General features: G+C 27.8%; 15 protein-coding genes. 4 read left to right on the top strand and 11 right to left on the bottom strand.

The window, feature by feature from the left end; genetic code table 11:
- Nucleotides 1-11 precede the first annotated feature (11 nt).
- The 3 genes from gap to xthA form a co-directional block, all read right to left on the bottom strand.
- A complete protein-coding gene (gene gap, locus BTURN675_RS02130) occupies nucleotides 12-1007 on the bottom strand; it encodes a type I glyceraldehyde-3-phosphate dehydrogenase (protein WP_046288900.1) in 996 nt (331 codons plus the stop codon).
- A gap of 383 nt (nucleotides 1008-1390) precedes the next feature.
- Nucleotides 1391-3256, bottom strand: a complete 1866-nt coding sequence (gene sppA / locus BTURN675_RS02125; protein WP_046288899.1) for a signal peptide peptidase SppA — start codon at nucleotides 3254-3256, stop codon at nucleotides 1391-1393.
- 214 nt (nucleotides 3257-3470) lie between these two features.
- Nucleotides 3471-4280: an exodeoxyribonuclease III gene (gene xthA, locus BTURN675_RS02120; RefSeq protein WP_046288898.1), complete on the bottom strand. Its 810-nt coding sequence runs from the start codon at nucleotides 4278-4280 to the stop codon at nucleotides 3471-3473.
- Between the two features lie 379 nt (nucleotides 4281-4659).
- On the opposite strand from xthA, the gene galU reads away from it, so the two are divergent.
- From galU to BTURN675_RS02105, 3 genes are all read left to right on the top strand, one after another.
- The gene (galU, locus tag BTURN675_RS02115; RefSeq protein ID WP_046288897.1) at nucleotides 4660-5559 is read left to right on the top strand and encodes a UTP--glucose-1-phosphate uridylyltransferase GalU; all 900 of its coding nucleotides are present in this window, start codon (nucleotides 4660-4662) and stop codon (nucleotides 5557-5559) included.
- 95 nt (nucleotides 5560-5654) lie between these two features.
- Nucleotides 5655-7004, top strand: coding sequence for a UDP-glucose dehydrogenase family protein (locus BTURN675_RS02110; protein ID WP_046288896.1), 1350 nt, complete (start codon nucleotides 5655-5657; stop codon nucleotides 7002-7004).
- 16 nt (nucleotides 7005-7020) lie between these two features.
- A complete protein-coding gene (locus BTURN675_RS02105; protein ID WP_046288895.1) occupies nucleotides 7021-8070 on the top strand; it encodes an NAD-dependent epimerase/dehydratase family protein in 1050 nt (349 codons plus the stop codon).
- Between the two features lie 387 nt (nucleotides 8071-8457).
- On the opposite strand, the gene hns is transcribed toward BTURN675_RS02105, so the two are convergent.
- Nucleotides 8458-8865 (bottom strand): histone-like nucleoid-structuring protein H-NS, encoded by a 408-nt coding sequence (hns, locus tag BTURN675_RS02100; RefSeq protein ID WP_046288894.1) that lies wholly within the window; start codon nucleotides 8863-8865, stop codon nucleotides 8458-8460.
- A gap of 480 nt (nucleotides 8866-9345) precedes the next feature.
- Between hns and BTURN675_RS02095 the strand changes: the two genes are divergently transcribed.
- A complete protein-coding gene (locus BTURN675_RS02095) occupies nucleotides 9346-9972 on the top strand; it encodes a thymidine kinase (RefSeq protein WP_046288893.1) in 627 nt (208 codons plus the stop codon).
- A gap of 631 nt (nucleotides 9973-10603) precedes the next feature.
- On the opposite strand, the gene cls is transcribed toward BTURN675_RS02095, so the two are convergent.
- The 7 genes from cls to BTURN675_RS02060 all read right to left on the bottom strand — a co-directional run bounded on the left by cls (nucleotide 10604) and on the right by BTURN675_RS02060 (nucleotide 20409).
- Complete coding sequence (cls, locus tag BTURN675_RS02090) at nucleotides 10604-12085, bottom strand: cardiolipin synthase (RefSeq protein WP_046288892.1); 1482 nt, start codon at nucleotides 12083-12085, stop codon at nucleotides 10604-10606.
- Nucleotides 12086-13748: 1663 nt separating this feature from the next.
- On the bottom strand, nucleotides 13749-14573 hold the full coding sequence (gene trpA / locus BTURN675_RS02085; protein ID WP_046288891.1) for a tryptophan synthase subunit alpha: 825 nt from the start codon (nucleotides 14571-14573) through the stop codon (nucleotides 13749-13751).
- Nucleotides 14574-15779 carry a tryptophan synthase subunit beta gene (gene trpB / locus BTURN675_RS02080; RefSeq protein WP_046288890.1) on the bottom strand — a complete coding sequence of 402 codons (1206 nt, stop codon included), beginning with the start codon at nucleotides 15777-15779 and terminating at the stop codon, nucleotides 14574-14576. It lies immediately after the preceding gene.
- Nucleotides 15780-15841: 62 nt separating this feature from the next.
- Nucleotides 15842-17215, bottom strand: a complete 1374-nt coding sequence (gene trpCF, locus BTURN675_RS02075; RefSeq protein ID WP_052722616.1) for a bifunctional indole-3-glycerol-phosphate synthase TrpC/phosphoribosylanthranilate isomerase TrpF — start codon at nucleotides 17213-17215, stop codon at nucleotides 15842-15844.
- 1 nt (nucleotide 17216) lies between these two features.
- A complete protein-coding gene (trpD, locus tag BTURN675_RS02070; RefSeq protein WP_046288888.1) occupies nucleotides 17217-18230 on the bottom strand; it encodes an anthranilate phosphoribosyltransferase in 1014 nt (337 codons plus the stop codon).
- A gap of 15 nt (nucleotides 18231-18245) precedes the next feature.
- Nucleotides 18246-18830, bottom strand: a complete 585-nt coding sequence (locus tag BTURN675_RS02065; RefSeq protein WP_046288887.1) for an aminodeoxychorismate/anthranilate synthase component II — start codon at nucleotides 18828-18830, stop codon at nucleotides 18246-18248.
- Nucleotides 18823-20409, bottom strand: a complete 1587-nt coding sequence (locus BTURN675_RS02060) for an anthranilate synthase component 1 (RefSeq protein WP_046288886.1) — start codon at nucleotides 20407-20409, stop codon at nucleotides 18823-18825. The genes BTURN675_RS02065 and BTURN675_RS02060 overlap by 8 nt, the downstream gene beginning before the upstream one ends.
- Nucleotides 20410-21159: the final 750 nt, after the last annotated feature.

Below are 21159 nucleotides of genomic sequence, written 5' to 3'. Positions count from 1 at the left end.
TAATTGTAATTTTACTTCATGATATGGGTTATTAAGTCCAATACTTTATTAGAGTATCCAGTTTCATTATCGTACCATGCTATTAGTTTTACAAATCGTTCATTTAACAGAATACTAGCCTTGGCATCAAAAACTGATGTTAATGTTTCTCCATTAAAATCGCTAGACACTACATCCTCATCTGTATATCCCATGATCCCTTTTAGATGTCCTTGTGATGCATTTTTTATGCAATCACAAATATTTTTATATGAGGCATTTTGTTTTAAACGTACCGTTAAATCTACAACAGAAACATTAGCTATTGGTACTCGGAAGGATATACCTGTTAATTTTCCGTCAAGTTCTTTTATTATTTTACCCACTGCTTTTGCAGCGCCAGTAGAGGATGGAATAATGTTTTGATAAGCACCTCGCCCACTTCTCCAATCGTCTTTTCCAGGTGAGTCTACTGTTTTTTGTGTTGCAGTTGTTGCATGTACAGTTGTCATTAATCCTTCTATAATGCCAAAATTATCATTGATAGTTTTAGCTAATGGTGCTAGACAATTTGTTGTACATGATGCATTAGATATTATTTTTTCATTTTTGTATAAATTTTCATTGACACCCATTACAAACATTGGCGTGTTATCTTTAGAAGGTCCTGTTAATACTACTTTTTTAGCTCCGGCTATTATATGATGATGGGCTTGTTCATATGTTAGAAATATTCCTGTTGCTTCAATTACGACGTCAACGTTAAGATTTTTCCATTGCAATTTTTTTGGGTTTTTTTCTGATGTGTAATGTATTGGTTTATTGTTAATTATTAGATAGTTGTTTTTTGTATTGATTGTTCCGTTGAATTTTCCATGTGTTGAATCGTATTTTAGCATATATGCAATCTGATTAATATCTAGTATATCGTTAATAGCTGTGACATCAATGTTCTCTCTGTGTTGTGATTCTCGTAGTATTACACGTCCAATTCGTCCGAATCCGTTAATTCCAATTTTAATTTTCATATTTTTGTTCCATTATTATTTTGAATTGCTATATTTTATTCTATTTTTATGTGATCTACATGTAATCTTTTGTATTATTTAAAAATATATTTCAATGTTGAAGTATTATAAAAATCACTGTTTTTTTGAAGGTGGCGTGAGTACTATGTTATTTTATAATAATACAGATACCGCACTATTCGTCATTTTGGTATTGTTGAATGATTTTGTAATAAAACTGTGCAACAAATAATATAATTAAAAAAATAATTTTTATCAATAAAATTTAATTATAAAAACGGTAATGTGTGCATTAAATTTTTAAGCATAGCGTAGTTTATCAGTTATAGTTAATTGAACATACTATTTTGCATTTTTATCTATTGAATGTATAATGTTTTGGTTTACGCAATAATGGCTAATGCATAACAATGATTGGGGTCATTCCATGTGAATTTTGTGTTAATTTTATTTGGAATAAATTGTTGTAACGTATTACTATTAATGATTGTTGGCGTTAAATGTTTATAGCTAGAAAAATTTGTTTGAAGAAACATATTTTGAAATATATCCATAATGTGAAGTAATATGATATCAAGTATTTTTGGTTGTTCAATATACCAATTCAATTGATATATTTTTAAATTAGCAAGTGCGGCGGCTTTTTCTATTGCACAATCGAAATCGCCTATATAATCTATTAATCTATATTTTAAAGCATCTGTTCCAGTAAAAATTTGTCCTTGTGTGATTTCACTTATAGTATTTGGTGTTATATGTCGTGATTGAGCCACAGTAGTAATAAAATAGTCATATGATTTATTAATGTTGATTTGTATCATTTGTATATATTCTGGTGATAATGTTTTATTAATTCCTATGTTAACTAATGGTGAAGTCGTTACTCCATCATTGTATATCCCGAAATTATTGAGGACCTTTTCAAAGGTATTGATTATTCCAAAAATACCGATTGAACCAGTCAATGTATTATTGTTAGCTATAATGATATTAGCTGGTGTTGATATCCAATATCCCCCGGATGCAGCTATTCCTCCCATGGATATAACTATTGGTTTTTTAGATTCACGCATGGCTATTAGTTCTGATCGAATTAGTTCGGAGGCACTAAAACTACCACCTGGACTGTTTATTCGTAAAATAAGAGCTTTTATTTTTGGATTTAATCTAGCGTGTTTGATTTTTTCTGTTATGCTGTCACCGCCTATTGATCCTGATGTATCTTCTCCATCTATAATTGTTCCGTTAGCTATAATAACTGCAATTTGGTTATTGTGTTCTTTTGCTTTTGATGATCTTAATGGATATTCATATATACTGACCGAATTAAATGTATTATCTTTTTTGTTCCACCCAAATTTTTTTTTCATAATGTCTTCTATGCTAGTGTTAGAAGCAATGACGTCAATTAATTTGTTGTGCAGTGCATATTGAGAATAATCACCATTGAAATTATTTAAATCGTGCAAGAATTTTTTTGCGCCTGGAAATAATTGTTCCGGATTAATTCCTCTATTATAGGATACAGTATTTAGGTAGTTTTTCCATATTTGATTAATCCAGTATTTATCTATATCTTTAGCTTCTTCGGACATGTTATTTCTTAAAAATGGTTCAACCGCGGATTTATATTTTCCTACTCGAAAAATATGGCTGTCAATTTTTAATTTATCTAATAATTGTTTGAAATATAATTTATTTGTAGCCATGCCGTGTAAGTCAATTGAACCATTAGGGGTAAGATAAATTTTATTAGCATAACTGGCGAGAAAATATTGGGTTTGCGTGTAATAATCACCGATAGCATAAATTGGTTTTCCAGAGTTTCGAAATTCGTATAAGATTTTTCCGATATATTCTAAAGATGTTTGATCAACATATGATAAATTTTTTAATGACAGTATGAGTCCTGTGATATTTTCATCATTTTTTGCTTGACGTAAAATATCGGCGATAGCAAACAATGAGTTTTCTTGTATTTTATTTTTCGATAGTTTAAATATGTCATATTTTAATTGTTGAATTTTGTTATACACTGCTGGTTGATCCACGATATTTCCAGCAATGTCCATAATTAACGCTCCTTTTATTGGAGGTTTATCATATGTTTTTTTCAGATATAAAACTATTCCTATAATACTAATAATTGTTATTAGGAATAGTAAATTAGTGATTAATATACGGAGATAATTTAGTATTTTAAAAGATTGTTTAATAATTTGTATAGTAATTTGCCATACTGTGTACATATAATTTCCATGATTATATAGATAAATTATGAGAATATATTGTGTTAGTGGTAAGTTAATGTATTATTAGTTTAATTATATTATTAGAATATTATTTTAAATTTACAAGCTAAGTTAAATAATTATGTTGTATTAATATTTTATTAGTTTTTGTTAATTTTTTCATTATTAATTAATTATTTTGTACAATGAATAAACAGTATCGTATTATTTATCATATTTTGAATTCTGCTAGAATTGGAACATGATCAGAAGGTTTTTGCATAGCTCTAATTTCATATTGAATATTAATGTTTTGACAGTGTATAGTTAGTGGATGTGTTGCTAATAATAAATCAATGCGTAAACCTTTATTTATTTTAAAATTGTTTGATCGATAATCAAACCATGTATAACATCTGTGATTATTCCTTGGATGAATATATCGAAAAACATCTATTAGCCCCCAGCGTATTAATTGATTGATCCATTTTTGTTCTTCCGGTAAAAATGAACATTTTCCTTGCTGTAACCAAATGTTTTGGTCTTTTTTATCGAAACCTATGTCAAGGTTTCCAGGGCTAATGTTCATATCACCCATAACAAATAATAAAGAATTAGAATGATAATTTTTTTTAATATAGTGTTGTAAATTTTGATAAAATAATTTTTTATGTATGAATTTTGTAGGATGATTAACATTTCCTCCTTGAGGAAAATATCCGTTTATAATTGTAACTGTTCCTATTTTAGTGGAAATATTACCTATAATAATTCGCTGTTTTGTTATTTGATTATCATCAGATAATCCCCGTTGTATTTTTAATAATTTTTGACGAGTGAGTAAAGCAACACCATGGTATTGTTTTTTTCCATAACAGTAAACGTTGTATCCATATTGTAAAAATATTTCTGTTGGAAAATCATGATCGTGTACTTTTGTTTCTTGTAGAGCTATAACATCTGGTTGAAAGTGTGTAATAAGTGTGTGCAATTGATGTAATCGTGCTCGTAATCCATTCACGTTAAAAGAAATAATTTTCATTGTAAATTTTTATTTTTTTAGAGCTAATGGTACTAGGTTATGTATCTTAAATCTACAGTATTATTATTTATTAAATTTATTAATGTGTACTAATGTTTGAATACTTGGCACATGCAAATTTATTTTGAGTTAAAAATTAAATTGTATCACAAATATTGTTAATATATAAACAAGATTTTGTTAGTTTTTAGAACAATAAATATGTTTTGAAATTTTTTTTGATAAAATATTTCCGCAGTTTTTAAAAATTGTAAGTAGTAGATTAATGGTGTGTTTGTTATTATATGCTATGCTTGTTGTATTAAATAATTTTTTTGATTTTGTATGATATTTTATGTATTTACAATAAAGACATTTCATTATAATTAAGAGGTGTTGCATGTCTACTCTTTCGTGTAAAGTGGAAAAAGCAGTGATTCCAGTTGCTGGATTAGGGACTCGTATGTTGCCGGCAACTAAGGCGATTCCGAAAGAAATGCTTCCATTAGTAGATACACCATTAATACAATTTGTAGTTAATGAGTGTATTACTTCTGGAATTTATAAGATTATTTTAGTAACGCATTCATCTAAAAATTCTATTGAAAATCATTTTGATACAAGTTTTGAATTAGAGACAATATTAGAGAAACGCGTCAAACGTCAATTATTGTCAGAAATTCAAGAGATTTGTCCCCCTAATGTAACAATTATGCAGGTTCGTCAGGGTTTTACACGTGGTTTAGGACATGCAATTTCATGTGCTCATCCTTTGGTTGGTAATGAACCGGTAGCAATTGTTTTACCTGATGTAATCATAAATAATTATCAATCTAATGTGCAAACTGATAATCTTTCTGCAATGCTTGATCGTTTTTCTCAAACAGGTTATAGCCAAATTTTAGTCAAATATGTATCGGATATTAAAAGTTATGGTGTAGTTAATTGTAGAAAGGATAACTTAAAACCAGGAAATAGTATTAAAATTTTAGAAGTGGTAGAAAAGCCAAATGTCAATTTTTTGTTTTCTAATTTATCTATGGTTGGGCGTTATGTCTTGTCTTCTAGTATTTGGTCATTATTGAAGAAAACTGAACCTGGGGTAGGTAATGAAATTCAATTAACGGATGCTATTGCTATGCTTATAAAGCAAGAAGTGGTAGAAGCATATTGTTTAAAAGGTCTTAGCTATGATTGTGGTGATAAATTTGGTTATATGCAGGCTTTTGTTGATTATGGTTTAAAACATAAGCAATTAGGTGAAAAATTTAAACTGTGGTTAAAAAACAATGTTATTTAATATAATTTGGTGGTTAGTAAAGTATAAATATAATTTTAATTGATATTTAACAGGTTGATTTTATATTTTAGGGATATTTATTGTGGAATAATGGAATGAAAATTACAATTTTTGGTATTGGTCATGTTGGTTTAGTGCAGGGCGTTGTGTTAGCGGAAGTTGGACATGAGGTGATGTGTTTTGATTCGAATCAGTATAAAGTTGAAAATATTAAAAATGGGATAATGCCATTTTATGAAGTAGGATTAGAATTTTTGATGAAGAAAAATTATGATATTGGTCGTTTAAGTTTTACTATTGATGTTGAATATGCTGTTAATTATGGAGTGGTTCAATTAGTTGCAGTTAACACCCCGTTAACTGAAAGTGGTTTTGTTGATGTGCAACAAATTTTTTCAGTAGCGCGAGTTATAGCTAAATACATGAGTCAATATAAATTAATTTTAGTGAAATCTACAGTGCCTGTAGGTACAGTTGATAAAGTAGGCGATTTTATTTGTAAACAATTAAAATTAAGGGGTAATGATTTATCTTTTGATGTTGTTTCTAACCCAGAATTTTTAACGGAAGGTTCAGCTATTTTTAATTGTATGTATCCTGAACGTGTTATTTTAGGAGTGAATGACTGTAACAATAATTATGTGATTGATTTACTATATGAATTATATGGACCTTTTAATTTCAAAAAAAATGTTATGATATTTATGGATACTAATAGTGCTGAATTAACAAAGTATGCTGCTAATTGTATGTTAGCTACAAAGATCAGTTTTATTAATGAAATTGCTAATTTGGCTGAAATATTCGGAGCGGATATTGAAAAAGTTCGTCAAGGGATAGCTTCAGATTCTCGTATAGGGAATTTTTTTATTGCTCCAGGTTGTGGATATGGTGGATCTTGTTTTTCAAAGGATATACAATCATTAATTTTTCATTCTGTACAATTTGGTTATGTTCCAAGATTGTTAAAAGTGGTAGAACAGATTAATGATTATCAGAAATATAAATTATTAGTTTTAATACAAAATTATTTTGGTTTAGATTTGCGTGATAGGGTATTTGCGTTATGGGGTTTATCATTTAAACCGGGGACAGATGATGTTAGTTTTGCATCTAGTAGAGTGTTGATCGAATCTTTGTGGAAAGCAGGAGCTAAAATTAAGGCATATGATCCTCAAGCAATGAATGTAATGCGTGCGATATATGGTGAACGGGATGATTTATGTTTTTTTAAAACTAAAGAAAGTGTGTTACATAATGCTGATGCATTAATTATTTGTACAGAATGGGATGATTTTATCCAGCCGGATTTTAATATGATAAAATCTATGTTGAAAAATCCTGTAATTTTTGATGGGCGAAATTTGTATGATCCCGAATATCTTTGTAGTTGTGGGTTTGTGTATTATGGAATTGGTCGTGGTATGTCTTGTATTCATTTGTAGAAATAAAGGGGGGTAAGTGAGATTTTTAGTAACCGGTAATGCTGGTTTTATTGGCTATCATGTTAGTAAGCGATTGTTGATTGAAGGTTATGATGTTATTGGTATAGATAATTTGAATAATTATTATGATATCACATTGAAATTAGCCCGTTTAAAAATTTTAAAAATGTATGATAACTTTGTTTTTTATAAATGCGATTTAACTGATGAGCGTGCTATTAAAAATATTTTTTTTCTTGAAAAAATTGATAGGGTAATTCATTTTGGCGCGCAAGCTGGGGTACGTCATTCTTTGAAAAATCCTATGATATATGCAACTTCTAATATAATTGGTTATCTTAATATTCTTGAAGCATCTCGGTTGCAAAAGATTAATCATTTGATTTATGCTTCTTCTAGTTCAGTGTATGGATCAAATTATAAATTACCATTTTCTACTTTTGATGCTGTAAATCATCCTGTTTCTCTATATGGTGTTACTAAGAGAACTAATGAATTAATGTCTTATACTTATTCTTATTTATATCGATTACCTACTACTGGTTTACGATTATTTACTGTTTATGGGCCTTGGGGGCGTCCAGATATGGCGATTTTTAAGTTTACTAAATCTATATTGTCTGGTAAAAATATAAATATTTATAATTATGGTCATATGAAGCGTTCATTTACTTTTATTGATGATGTTGTTGAAGTTGTTATTCGTATTCAAAATAATGTTCCTAATGGGTGTGATGATATTTATAATTCTAAAAATGGTAATTTAAAACCTTCTTTTTTAGTGCCGTATTGTGTTTATAATGTAGCTAATAGTGATTCTATTGAGTTAACTACTCTTATTAAAATGTTGGAACAATTACTTGGGGTTACTGCTAAAAAGAATTTGTTACCAATGCAATTTGGAGATGTGTTGGAGACTTGTTCTGATGAACTTACCGATTTATATCAAGTGATTAAATTTAAACCGAAAACATCCATAATACATGGAGTAAAAAAATTTCTTAATTGGTATTTTGAGTATCATGGTGGAATTTTAGTAAATTCTAGAAAAATAGAAGAATTGTAATAAATGATTTAGGTATTATATTAAATAAACATCTTTGTTAATAATCTTGTTTATTAAATTGTAATGTGTATGTTTAGTATTGTGTTATTGGTGTGCAAAATGTTATTTATTGTGGATGTTTTAGTAGATGGATGTGTAAATAATGATTTATTATTTGGGGTTATAATTTAGTTATTTATGGATAAGATACAGAATATTATGTAGATAATATATTATATTATATATTATATTATAGAGGTAGATAATATATTATATTGTAGTTAAATTTGGTTAATATGTAAATATTGTAAAAAATTATTATTTAATAGATAAATTTAAAACTATTAGCCTGCTATATGTCAGCAGGCTGCTGCGTATTATAATAAGTAACAGTATTTTATAGTGAAATTATAGTAAAAAATCTTCTAGTGTTTTATTGTCTTTATCAATAGCTTTTTTAATTATTGCAGGTGTTCGTCCTTGTCCTGTCCATGTTTTTATTTCTCCTTGTTCATCGACATATTGATATTTAGCAGGACGTATTGCACGTTTATTTCTACTGATAGCTTTTGTTGTGTTCATTGATTGTAATAATTCAGTGGGGTCAATGCCATCGGCAATTAACATTTCACGATATTGTTGCAATTTACGAGTATGTTCTTTAATTTCAGCTTGTGCTTGGTTATCTTCTTCTCGTCGTTCATTAACAACAACTTCAAGTTTTTCTAACATTTCTTCTAGTGTTTCTAAAGTACATTCTCTGGCTTGTGCTCTTAGAGTGCGTATATTATTAAGGATTTTAAGTGCTTCGCTCATTAGTTTAATCTCGAATATTATAAATGAATACGCTTTTAAATAAAATAAGCGTCAATTGTTTTTGTATATCTTTCATTAATGCTATAATTATATAAAAATATTGTATATAAATCTTCATGAATTAATAAATATAAATTATATTTTGGTTGTTAATTTAAATATTAATTTAATTTTTTTAAAGTTTTTTATAATAATATATATTAATTATTGAAGTGTATTTTTGTAAAAATTAATCATGGTTGTGTATGGATATTGTTATAATAATGTTATACAATGTTATACAACATTGATATGTTGTGTAAATTTTTTTTGAAATGTGATTTTAAATATATTCTTTAAGTGCTCATTTTTAAAATTTTAAAAAAAATTGATGTTGTTGATTATTATGACTATATTTTAAAATTATTAGTAATATTTTTTATTCAGTAGAATAAAAAATTGTTGGTATTTTATAGTTTAAATAGGGTATATGTTTAACGTATGGCTAAATTATATTTTTATTATTCTGCCATGAATGCGGGGAAAACTACTGCATTGTTGCAGTCGTCTTATAATTATCATGAAAGAGGTATGCGTACTTTAATATATACAACGGCATTTGATATTAAATTTGATTACAATGGTAATGGTGTTCATAATAATGCAGGTCATGTGAATAAAAATTATATACAAATACAATCTCGTATAGGGCTTAAGTCTTATGCAAAAGCATTTACTGATGATACAAATTTTTTTTCTGATATAGCTACTGAACATAATGAACAGGTTGTTCATTGCGTATTAATAGATGAATGTCAATTTCTTAATCGTCAGCAGGTTATTGATTTAGGTTGTGTGGTTGATCAGCTTGATATTCCTGTTTTGTGTTATGGTTTACGTACTGATTTTCGAGCTGAATTATTTTCTGGGAGTTTATGGTTATTGGCTTGGGCTGATAAATTAATTGAGTTAAAGACTATTTGTTATTGTGGTCGAAAGGCTAATCGTGTTTTACGATTTGATTCTGATGGAAAAACAACATTTTCAGGAAAGCAAATCATGATTGGTAAAGAGAATTGTTATCTTTCGGTATGCCGAAGGCATTTTATGAAAATATATACTACTTAATTCTGTTTCTTTATGTATTGTGTGTATCGTATGTATATTATTCGTGACTAATAATTATTTTAGTAATTTTTATGTTTTCTTATTAATTGACAGGGTTGTATGTTTGAATTATTTATATATTGTGGATTATGTATTTAATTAATAGTTGTATATTTTTTGATCAATATTTTGTTGATATATCTTAATAACAGTGTTATACAATTTATTTATAAAATAACATACAAGTATCATTATCGAACAACACATATTGATGTATGTATATCAATATTATGATGTATTTATTATTGATTACTTATTTTGTAAATTTTTTATGATGTAATGGTTATTATAATAACTATTGATAATTAGTATTTGAAAATCGTTTAAAATATATAATTTTTTGAAATATATTAAGTGTTTTTATTGTATTAGGTGTATTTTTTAATGATAATGTAATTTTTGATTATTGTATATTTTTAGTTGTTTTAAAAAGTATAAGTTATAATTATATTATTCATTGAAATTTTTATTAATTGTTTGAAATATATTAATATACAATGTTTTGATAATATAATTAGATAGAATATTGCATGATTATAAAATATGGATGCGTTGTATTTTTTTGTTATATACTTAAAGATTAACTTAAAATTTATAATAGTGGACTAAAGAAGTAAAATAATCTTTCGATCAGTCGATGCCAGTACGGTCGTTGTGTCCATGTTTTAATATTTATTGTTTGAGAATAAGAAATATAGCTTTTTTGTAGTTTGGATAAATCATGAGTAAAGTTTTTATCATCAATAACTACAATAATTTCAAAATTCAACCATATACTACGAGTATCTAAGTTTGCTGTACCTATTAAGCTTAGTTTCTCATCGATGAGAATACTTTTTGTATGTAAAAGTCCTTGTTGAAACTGATGGATATGTACTCCTGCTTTTAATAGTTGATAGAAAAAAGCTTTGCTTGCCCAATTTACTAAAATAGAATCGTTGTTTTTTGGTACAATTATATGAACTTTAACTCCTCGTTGTGCAGCAGCACAAATAGCGTATAAAATATTGTCGCTAGGAATCAGATATGGGGTTGTGATTATAATTTTTTTTCGTGCTGAGTAGATTGATGTTAATAATACTTCATGAATAATTTCTCTAGGAAATCCTGGTCCAGAGGCAATGCTTTGAATAAGATTATAATTAGTGATTGTTTTATATGGTGATACAGTTTTATTGTGTTGTATTTGGGGTAATAAAAGATGCTCTCCGGTTTCTATTTCCCAATCACAATTAAAAATTACTTTCATTGCAAGGGTGGCTGGGCCATTTATTCGTACCATGATATCAATCCATTGACCAATACCGATATTTTGTTTAAAGAATCTCGGGTCTACCATGTTCATGCTTCCGATATAAGAAATGTGATTATCAATTAATATCATTTTTTTATGTTGTCGTAGATCTACCCGGCGTATAAAAAATTGTGATATATTAATATCTGATGCTTTTATAATGTTTATTCCATATTTTTTTAACGAGTCAGGATATGGGCTATGGAAAAAATTAGTACTGCCAGCAGAATCAAGAAGAATTCGACATTTAACGCCCCGTTGCGCAGCTTGTATTAACGCTTGGGTTAGTTGTTCGACTAATCCTCCGGATTGCCAGATATAAAAAATGATATCGATACTTTTTTGTGCTAATGTAATATCATGAATTAAAGCAATAATGGTTTCGTCAAAATTTTTTATTAGTTGTATATGATTTCCTGTAATTGCGCCAATACCTTGGCGATGCTTACATAATTGGAAAAGGGGGTGTATTTTTTTTTTGTTTTGTGTTGAAAAGATATTTTGATGAGATTTAAGAGATTGTATCCAGTGTGCAATAGAAATGTATATTTTTTTGATTCGTTGAGATCGATGTTTGCCAAAGTGGAATTCTCCAAATAATAAATATATAACAATACCAATTGATGGTGAAATGTAAATTGTTAATAGCCAGGCGATAGATGAAGATACCGTTCTGTGTTTTAGGAAAATATGCAGTACTATGTTTAAAATCAACAACCAGTATGTAAATATGAGTAACCAATATATTAAGTTATAAATTGTTATTGTATTTACATACATAAATTTCATATATTGAGGTATTGAATTGATTATATTTTATATAAATGTAAAAATTTTAAATATGTTGTTATTTTGTTGTTGTAAAAAAATTACTTTATATTGTTGATAATTAGGTGTCAGTTTTTTTGGGATACGTGTCTTTGTTGTCAGTGTTAAATTATTAATTCATTATATATTGTAATTTCGAGGAAGATTTTTATTTATTGAATGGTTTTTTGTGTTCATTTGATATTACTCACTTAATTGATATTAATATCATGAGTCAGTTATATTATTTATAATGTTTTTAATTAAGTTTTAATTTTATATTTCAAAAGGTATAATTTGCGAATTTTTATATTGACATTTATTATTAGTGATAATGATGTTTAAGATTAATATCCAGTGATTCATAATGTAGTTAGTTTTTTTTAAGTAGCTATGTTATATGTTCATTATTCTTTATTTATTTAGTCTTGTAAATTTTTTTTGTAAATTATACGTTTGTTTATTTTATGAGTGTAATTAAGACGTTTTTTGTTAATAGATTATTAATGAGATATTTTTATATTAATATGTTGTATATGTTTTGAATAAAATAATAAATGACATATTATTATGTGTGAATATTTGTGAATTTTTGTTTTTAGGATCGATCATGAATTATATATATCATGTTTTTATTTTTGATAATATTGTGTACAATGTGTACTTTTTCGTTCATATATTAAGCATGTAATGTAAATTTTTTAATAAAAATATTTATATTTACATTATTAATAATGAGAATGAGTATGATGTAGATTTAGATTAATAATTGAATATGGATTAGTTAAAAATAAATATATATTGAATACATGATGAAAACAATCATTTAATTGAATTAGGTTTTTTGTATAATAATTCATGGGATGAAATTTTTTTTAAGGATGGTGTGTTACCTAAACAAATTAGGTGATTTTTAACTAAATTAATAGAAAATATTTCATTATTAGAGTTAAGAAATGAAATAAGTAGTATTTTTGTTGATAATTGTTTGTCTTGTGATTTATTTGCATAAATCTAATTATTTGGTTTAAGCTAAATTATTACAAGTACAGAGAGAAAATATTATGAAATGTGATATCAATATTCACGGATGGATTATGAATTATATAAGTATTTATTTTATATTGATATTTAAAATGTTTAATAATACATTTTTTAGTAGTAATATCTTGAATGTATAATGAAGCAATAGAATTTAGATATCTTATTACTTGTGTCGTATCATAAGTACATTATATCAAAAGTTTGGTGTATTTTTTGTTCCTGTATCTTAATTATTCAGTATTGTATTAGTTATTGTGTAGTGTTGTATTTGTAATTTATTTAAATATTCTTATTTTTTTAAAGTGTGAGTGTTTTAATTTTTGCATATTTAAAGTAAAAAAACGTTTTGTTTCACATAACACTTAATTTGTGATTTATGTATATTTTAGAAAAAAATTCTTCAATCTGATAGGTGGTGAACATAAAATGACATTTATGACATCAACATTGTTAATATTTAGTTATATGTCTTTAACTCAGTTTCACTAGGTAAATTTAATTTTTTTTGATAATTGTTGTTTTAGTATTGTTGTATTAGTTAATTCATATCCCAATAAGCCATATAATTTGATATATTATAATAAATAGAGTTTTATTTTTTAATAATAGTGGCCTTCTTCATTGAAGAAACGAAATTTTTTAGTTGGTCAAATAGTATTTCATGATTATACATATTATACATAATAATGTCAGCAATAGCTGATCCTGAAATAATTCCGTTTATTTCTGATGATAGTGCTATTTGTACATCTAAAGGACAAGATATTCCGAATCCTTGTATAATTGGTGGTGAATTGTGTGTTTTTAAATCGTGAATTAAAATATCTAAAGAACAATTATCATGCATACTATTATTGTGTTCATTTCCGGTTACTCCGGGACGAGATGTTAAGTAAGTATATGATTGCGAATGTTTGGCTATTTGTTTTAGTAAATTGTTATTAGCATTTGGTGGGCATATGAAGACTTGGCTAATATTATGTTGTAATGCAGCATTTCTGAATATTTTGCTTTCTTCGATTGGTAGATCGGCGATTAATATAGAATCTATATTATGTTGCTGACAAGATGAATAAAATTCATCAATTCCATTTTTAAATACTAAATTAGTATATGTTAATAACCCGATAGGTATATTTGAATATTTTTGACGTATTATTTTTATTATTTTAAATGCATCGTTTATTTTAATTTTAGAGTCAAGTGCACGTTGAAAAGAATTTTGTATACTTTTCCCGTCTCCCAGTGGATCAGAAAATGGAATACCTAGTTCTAATGCGTCAGCACCATATTTAATTAATATATTTATGATTTTTATTGATAAATGAAAATCAGGGTCCCCTAAAGTAACAAAAGGAATAAAAGCTTTTTCTTGTTGTAGCATTAATTTTGAAAATAGTTTTTTATAACGTGTCATTTATGTATTTCCTGAATTTTTTGTTAAAGTGTTTTGTATAGTTTCAATATCTTTATCACCTCGTCCAGATAAATTGACTATCAAAATTTGATCTGTATTTGGTGTTTTTTGAATCATTTTTAATGCATATGCTACAGCGTGAGCAGATTCTAAAGCTGGGATAATTCCTTCGTATTTAGATAGCATTTTAAATGCTTGTATTGCTTCTGCATCTGTTATTGAAACATATTTCGCGCGTTGTATTTCGTTAAGATATGCGTGCTCTGGGCCGGCAGAAGGAAAATCAAGTCCAGCGGCAATGGAGTATGAATTTTTAATAATTTGCCCATCATTAGATTGCATTATGGGAGCTTTCATACCGAAATATATTCCTAAAGAACCATATTGTATGGCTGCGCTGTGTTGATCCGTGTTAACTCCTAGTCCTCCGGCTTCAACGCCTATTAATTTCACTGAATTTTGATGAATAAAATCAGAGAAAATCCCAATAGCATTGGATCCACCACCTATGCAAGCAATAATTGCATTTGGTAAACAGTGTTCTTCTAGTTGTATTTGTTTGTATGTTTCTTGCCCGATAATACGTTGAAATTCTCGCACGATAGTAGGAAAAGGGTGCGGTCCAGCAGCTGTGCCAAGTATATAGTGAGTATTTTTATATGTTTTTGTCCAATCTTTCATAGCCGAATTGCAAGCATCTTTTAAAGTAGCGTGACCTTCTTTATTTACAGAAATGACTTTTGCCCCCATTAATTGCATCCGAAATACGTTTTCTTTTTGTCGTTGTATGTCTTTATCACTCATATAAATTCGACATTTTAATTGTAATAAAGATGCAGCCATAGCGCAAGCAACTCCATGTTGTCCAGCGCCAGTTTCAGCGACAATTTCACTTTTTTTCATTCGTTTTGCTAAAAGAGCTTGTCCTAATGCTTGGTTAATTTTATGAGCACCTCCATGTAACAAATCTTCTCGTTTGAGATATAGTTTAGTATGTGTACCTTGTGTGATATTATTACATAATGTTAGTGGTGTTGGTCTTCCGGCATATTTATTAAGAAGCATTGTTAGAGTTTTTTGAAAAATTGGATCATTTTTAGCAGAAATGAAGGTATTTTCTAATTCATTTAATACAGGAGTTAGAATTTGTGGCACATATGCGCCACCAAATTCCCCGAAATAAGAAGAAAGTTTTGATTTGGTCATTGTTGTATATATCTCTTAAGTATAATAAAATTAGTAGTTTAATAAAATCAGTTATGGGCTGGCTAATAAGATCGTAATATTTGAAATATTTCATTTAGTTTTTGGTGATCTTTAATTCCTGGAGTGGTTTCTACGCCTGAGTTAAAATCTAATCCTGCACATCCTAATGTGGATGCATGATGACAATTTTCTGTTGTTAATCCACCACTTAATATTATATTGTCCAGGGGGATATTTTTAAGTAGTGACCAGTCAAATTGTTTGCCACTTCCTCCTTGGTGATTATCTAATACATATCGTTTTATTTTTTTTGTGGTAGGGTAATTAATATTTGGTATATATTCATTAGCGTTTAATGCTTTCCAAATTGAGCAATTTTTTGGCAGATGGTTATGTAATATATTTATATATTGAGTATTTTCTTGGCCATGCAGTTGAACTGCAGATAATTTTAATAATGTAACTATTTTAATGATATGTTCAATTGGAGAATTACGGAATACACCAACATAATATAATTTTTTCATACTACATATAATGTGATATGCTGTATCTATGTCAATAGTTCTAGGTGATTCTGGAACAAAAATTAATCCCCCATATATAGCGCCAGATTGATGAGCAGCTTGTGCGTCTGTGGCCCTGGTTAAACCGCATATTTTGTTTTCTCCCATGAAAATTTTTTTTATAGCTATATTGATATTATGTTGACTGGTTAATGCACTTCCAATTAAAAATCCATCAACATATTGGCAGAGTTTTCGGATATCTCTATAATGATTAATACCGGATTCACTAATTATTATTTTATCTTGATATTTTTTTTTAGCTAATGTTATAGTACGTTCCAAATTAATAGTAAAATCATGTAAGTTTCTGTTGTTGATGCCTATTATTTTAGCTCCTAAATTCATGGCACGTTCCCATTCTTGTTGGTTTGTAACTTCGGTTAATACCTCCATATTTAAGGTTTTAGCTGTTTTTTGTAATTTTTGATATGTTTCATCGTCTAATATAGATAACATTAATAAGACAGCGTCTGCTTGATGTAATCGTGAAAAATAAATTTGCCATTTAGATATGATAAAATCTTTGCATAATATTGGTTGTTGAACAATTTGACTCATTTGATGTAAAAGATTAAAATTGCCACAAAAAAATTTTTCATCAGTTAATACTGAAATAGCTGATGCATGATGTTTATAAACATTAGCTATTTTAGCTATATTAAAATTTTTGCAAATAATACCTCCAGAGGGGGAGGCTTTTTTGCATTCTAAAATAAATACGGTATATTTTTTGTTAAGTGCATGATAAAAATTCCTCGTGCTTGGTTGAACACATGCTTGTAATGTTTTTAGTGGTGTTTGTTGGATTTGTGCATGTATCCAATTTTTTTTATAAAAAATTATTTTTTCTAAAATAGAGTTATTCATGTTATGTCTGTTGACAATGTTGTAATTCTAATAGATTTTTATATGCTGTTTTTTCATGAATTGCTTCTAAGGCACGATGTGTGTTATCAATTAAATTATTGTTTCCAAATAATTTTAACAACATAGCCACATTAGCTGCTATTACGTATTCATGTTCTGTTTTTCCTTGTCCTTGTAACAATTTTAATATAGAATCAATATTCTCTTGTTTTGATTTAGTAATGATTACGTTTTTTTTCTGATTTTTGAGTCCGAAATCTGATGCTGTTAACGTGTATTGTTGTATTTTTCCTTTATGAAATTCTGCAATTTTTGTTGGAGCATGTAATCCAATTTCATCTGTTCCATCACAATGTGCGATTATTGCTGTGTGATGATATTTAAGTTGTTTTACAGTGAGAGCAACCGGTAAAAGTAATTCTGGTTTGTATACTCCAATAATAGCTAATGGAGGTTTTGCTGGGTTAATAAGTGGTCCTAATATATTGAATAAAGTTGGTGTTTTTAAATCCTGTCGTATTTTTTGTACATGTTTTAAAATTGGATGATATTGTGGAGCATATAAAAAACATATTCCAGCCTGTTGTAAAGATTTTAAAGATTGTTGAATAGATACGTTAAGTTTGATATTTAATCCTGATAGTAAGTCAGCTGAGCCTGTGTGGCCAGAAATATTGTGATTCCCATGTTTAATTATTTTTAGTCCACAACTAGCAGCTACGATTGCACTAGTTGTAGAGATATTTATTGTTTTGTTTTTATCCCCTCCCGTGCCACTGATATCGGCAAAAGGGTATTGTGGATGTGGAAATGGTTTAGCTATTTTTAGCAGTACATTAGCAGCACTTGCAATTTCTTCGTAAGATTCACCTCGTATTTTCATACTGATTAGTACACTTGTTATTTGTAATGGTGTCAATTTTTCGTAAATAATAGAATGAAAGAGTTTTTCATTTTCTGAATAATTCAAATATTGTCCGTGATATAGTTTATTTAGAATTTTGTTTGTTTTCATGAGATATATTTTTATTTATATTATTGCCCAATTGATAGTTTGGTTTAATAAATGTGTTCCATGAGTGGTTAAAATTGACTCAGGATGGAATTGAAATCCACAAATTTTATCTTTGTCGTTACGAACAGCCATGATAGTATTATTTTGGAATAGAGCATTGATTGTTAATGTATTTGGAGGTATATCGGTAGCTATTAATGAGTGATATCTGCCGACTAACAATGGATTGGTTATATTTTTAAACATGGCAGTATTGTCATGATATATTTTTGATGTTTTACCATGTAAAATTTTATCGGCTTGTTTTATGTGTCCCCCGTAGGCTTGAATAATAGCTTGATGTCCAAGACATACCCCGATAATTGGTATTTTCCCTTTCATTTTTTTTAATAATTCTAACATACAACCAGCATGTTTTGGTGATCCCGGTCCCGGTGATAGTAGTAGTATTGGATTTTTCATTTTTGAAAGTATTTGTATAATTGTTGCGGCAGATAATTTGTTGTTATAAACAGATACGTTATGTTTATTGCTTCTTAATTGATCTACCAAGTTGTAAGTAAATGAGTCAATATTGTCGAGTAATAATATATTAGCCATGAAAGTTTCTCTTAAAAGATGTAGAATGTGCATTTTTGATTGCTTGTAAAACAGCTTGTGCTTTGTTTCGACTTTCATCAGCTTCGTTTTGTGGAATAGAATCTACTACTATTCCAGCACCTGCTTGTACAGTTGCAATTCCATTTTCAATATATGCTGATCGTATTATAATACATGTGTCAAAATTACCAGCGCCTGTGAAATATCCAATGGATCCTCCATAGCTTCCCCGTCGTTGTTTTTCCACTTCTGATATAAGTTGCATTGCTCTAATTTTTGGTGCTCCGCTTAATGTTCCCATGTTCATACAAGCACGATAGGCGTGAAATATATCAAGGTCATGTCGTAATTTACCGATCACGCGAGATACTAAATGCATAACAAAATGATATCTGTCTACTTTGAGTAAATCAGAAACATATCTTGTACCCGGTATGCAAACTCGTGCTAAATCATTTCGTGCTAGGTCTACTAACATTAAATGTTCTGATAGTTCTTTATGATCTGATCGCATTTCTAATTCAATACGGTTATCTAAATCTATGTTTAATGTTCCATCTATATTTCTTGCTCTTGGGCGTGTACCTGCAATTGGGTAAATTTCAATTTTTCGAGTGTTTGAATCATATTTTAATGAACTTTCTGGTGATGCTCCAAATAGAGTAAATTTGTGATCTTGCATGAAAAACATATATGGACTCGGATTTTCTGTTTTTAATATATGATAAGCAGCTAATGGTGAAGGACAGGGGAGTAAGAATTTTCGTGAAGGAACTACTTGATAAATTTCTCCTTTTTGTATTGCTGATTGCATTTTTTTTATGATTTTTTTGTATTCTTCATCATTTTTATTGCATGTAGGATTTAGGTTTTTTATTATTTGTGAATGAATAGGTTTTGGTGTTTTATTCATGTATTTTTGCAGGGTGTATAGTTTATTTTGTAGTCGTTTTTTTTCTTGGTGGTTATTGTTATTAAACAATGAGGCTTGAAAGTTACAAGTGTTATGTTGATGATCTAAGATTAGAAGTATTTCTGCTAGATAAAAACAGAAATATGGGCATTTTGGTCCATTTTTTAGAGATGGCACGGATTCAAAACAAGTAACTAAATCATATGAGAATAACCCTCCAAAAAATATTGCTTTGTTAGTAATGTTTTGTGGTTGCTTTGTTAGTTGTAACAGCCAGCGAAGACAATCAAATATTGATGTTGATTGTAATTTCATATCTTCATCGTGTTCAGAAATTTTTATTATTGGGAAAGTTAATTCACGACTATTAGATAGAATATTATTTGTAATATTAGTTGGTAGTATTTCGTCTAGTAAAGGGAGCAATGATAGTCCGTTTTCACTTAATGCTTGGATAGTTACTGTGTTTTGTTTATGTGCTGCAATGCGTAGTGCACTATCTATGATCATCATGCTTTCTATATTGTGTTTTTTGTTAATTGTTGCTGATTCTAAAAGCAAGGTTGATGTGCGTTGTCCGCATAAATGATTAAATATTGCTGATGGGTCATTGTGATATTTTGCTTGAATATTGATTATTTCTATTTGGTGCTGCTTGGGTTTCATGCTTTTTCCTGATGATATTTATTTTAACATTTTAGATCATAGTTGGAATTTTGAAAATGGTGCTATTTAATAGTATAATTTTATACTTAAAATTATATTAATAATTTTACGAAATTTTGAAAATCTATTTCAATTTTTTATTCATGAGAATGTAATTATGTTAATATAAATTTTAAAAATTAAATTAATTAATAAATTATTGTATTTTAATCATAAATTATCAAGATTTTCTTAAAAAGATAAAATATCATAAATCTACTAGATTGTATACTGATGTTAATAAGTCTGTTATGAATATTGTGATTTTAATAAATAAGATCAATTTAAAGATGAAAAACAACTATGCTACTAATAATATTTAATAAATATAAAATTATTATATAATACAATTTTTTTGTAGATAAGTAATTATAATTAAATAATATTGATATTTTATAATTGCAAATGATTTTTATTTAAATGTTGAAAATTATATTTGGCATGGTTGTGAATTATTCATTTTTTATATTATTTTTTATAAAATTTTAATATTCATTATTTATTTAAACATTGGTGTGTATTTTAAATAAATTTTTTATGTATTGAAGAATAGAATGAATAATTTTGATGTTATTGTAATGTTGATGAGAGATCATTGATTTAATTATGATTTGTTTGCTATATTGATTTGTCATAATTAAATTTTTCATATTATAAAATATATATTAGTTAGTTTAATATTAAATGTAGTAGAATATTATTATATTTGTG

Source organism: Blochmannia endosymbiont of Polyrhachis (Hedomyrma) turneri (assembly GCF_000973505.1).
In the GTDB taxonomy this organism is placed as follows: Bacteria; Pseudomonadota; Gammaproteobacteria; order Enterobacterales; family Enterobacteriaceae; genus Blochmanniella.
The sequence above is the reverse complement of the archived record's forward strand: the minus strand, read 5'-3'. Positions and strand labels throughout refer to the sequence as shown.

Coding starts and splice junctions, on each gene's coding strand:
- trpD (WP_046288888.1), bottom strand. CDS start 18,230: ATGAAAACAAACAAAATTCTAAATAAACTATATCACGGACAATATTTG.
- xthA (WP_046288898.1), bottom strand. CDS start 4,280: ATGAAAATTATTTCTTTTAACGTGAATGGATTACGAGCACGATTACAT.
- gap (WP_046288900.1), bottom strand. CDS start 1,007: ATGAAAATTAAAATTGGAATTAACGGATTCGGACGAATTGGACGTGTA.
- BTURN675_RS02065 (WP_046288887.1), bottom strand. CDS start 18,830: ATGGCTAATATATTATTACTCGACAATATTGACTCATTTACTTACAAC.
- sppA (WP_046288899.1), bottom strand. CDS start 3,256: ATGTACACAGTATGGCAAATTACTATACAAATTATTAAACAATCTTTT.
- cls (WP_046288892.1), bottom strand. CDS start 12,085: ATGTATGTAAATACAATAACAATTTATAACTTAATATATTGGTTACTC.
- hns (WP_046288894.1), bottom strand. CDS start 8,865: ATGAGCGAAGCACTTAAAATCCTTAATAATATACGCACTCTAAGAGCA.
- BTURN675_RS02060 (WP_046288886.1), bottom strand. CDS start 20,409: ATGAAACCCAAGCAGCACCAAATAGAAATAATCAATATTCAAGCAAAA.
- BTURN675_RS02095 (WP_046288893.1), top strand. CDS start 9,346: ATGGCTAAATTATATTTTTATTATTCTGCCATGAATGCGGGGAAAACT.
- BTURN675_RS02110 (WP_046288896.1), top strand. CDS start 5,655: ATGAAAATTACAATTTTTGGTATTGGTCATGTTGGTTTAGTGCAGGGC.
- trpCF (WP_052722616.1), bottom strand. CDS start 17,215: ATGAATAACTCTATTTTAGAAAAAATAATTTTTTATAAAAAAAATTGG.
- galU (WP_046288897.1), top strand. CDS start 4,660: ATGTCTACTCTTTCGTGTAAAGTGGAAAAAGCAGTGATTCCAGTTGCT.
- trpA (WP_046288891.1), bottom strand. CDS start 14,573: ATGACACGTTATAAAAAACTATTTTCAAAATTAATGCTACAACAAGAA.
- trpB (WP_046288890.1), bottom strand. CDS start 15,779: ATGACCAAATCAAAACTTTCTTCTTATTTCGGGGAATTTGGTGGCGCA.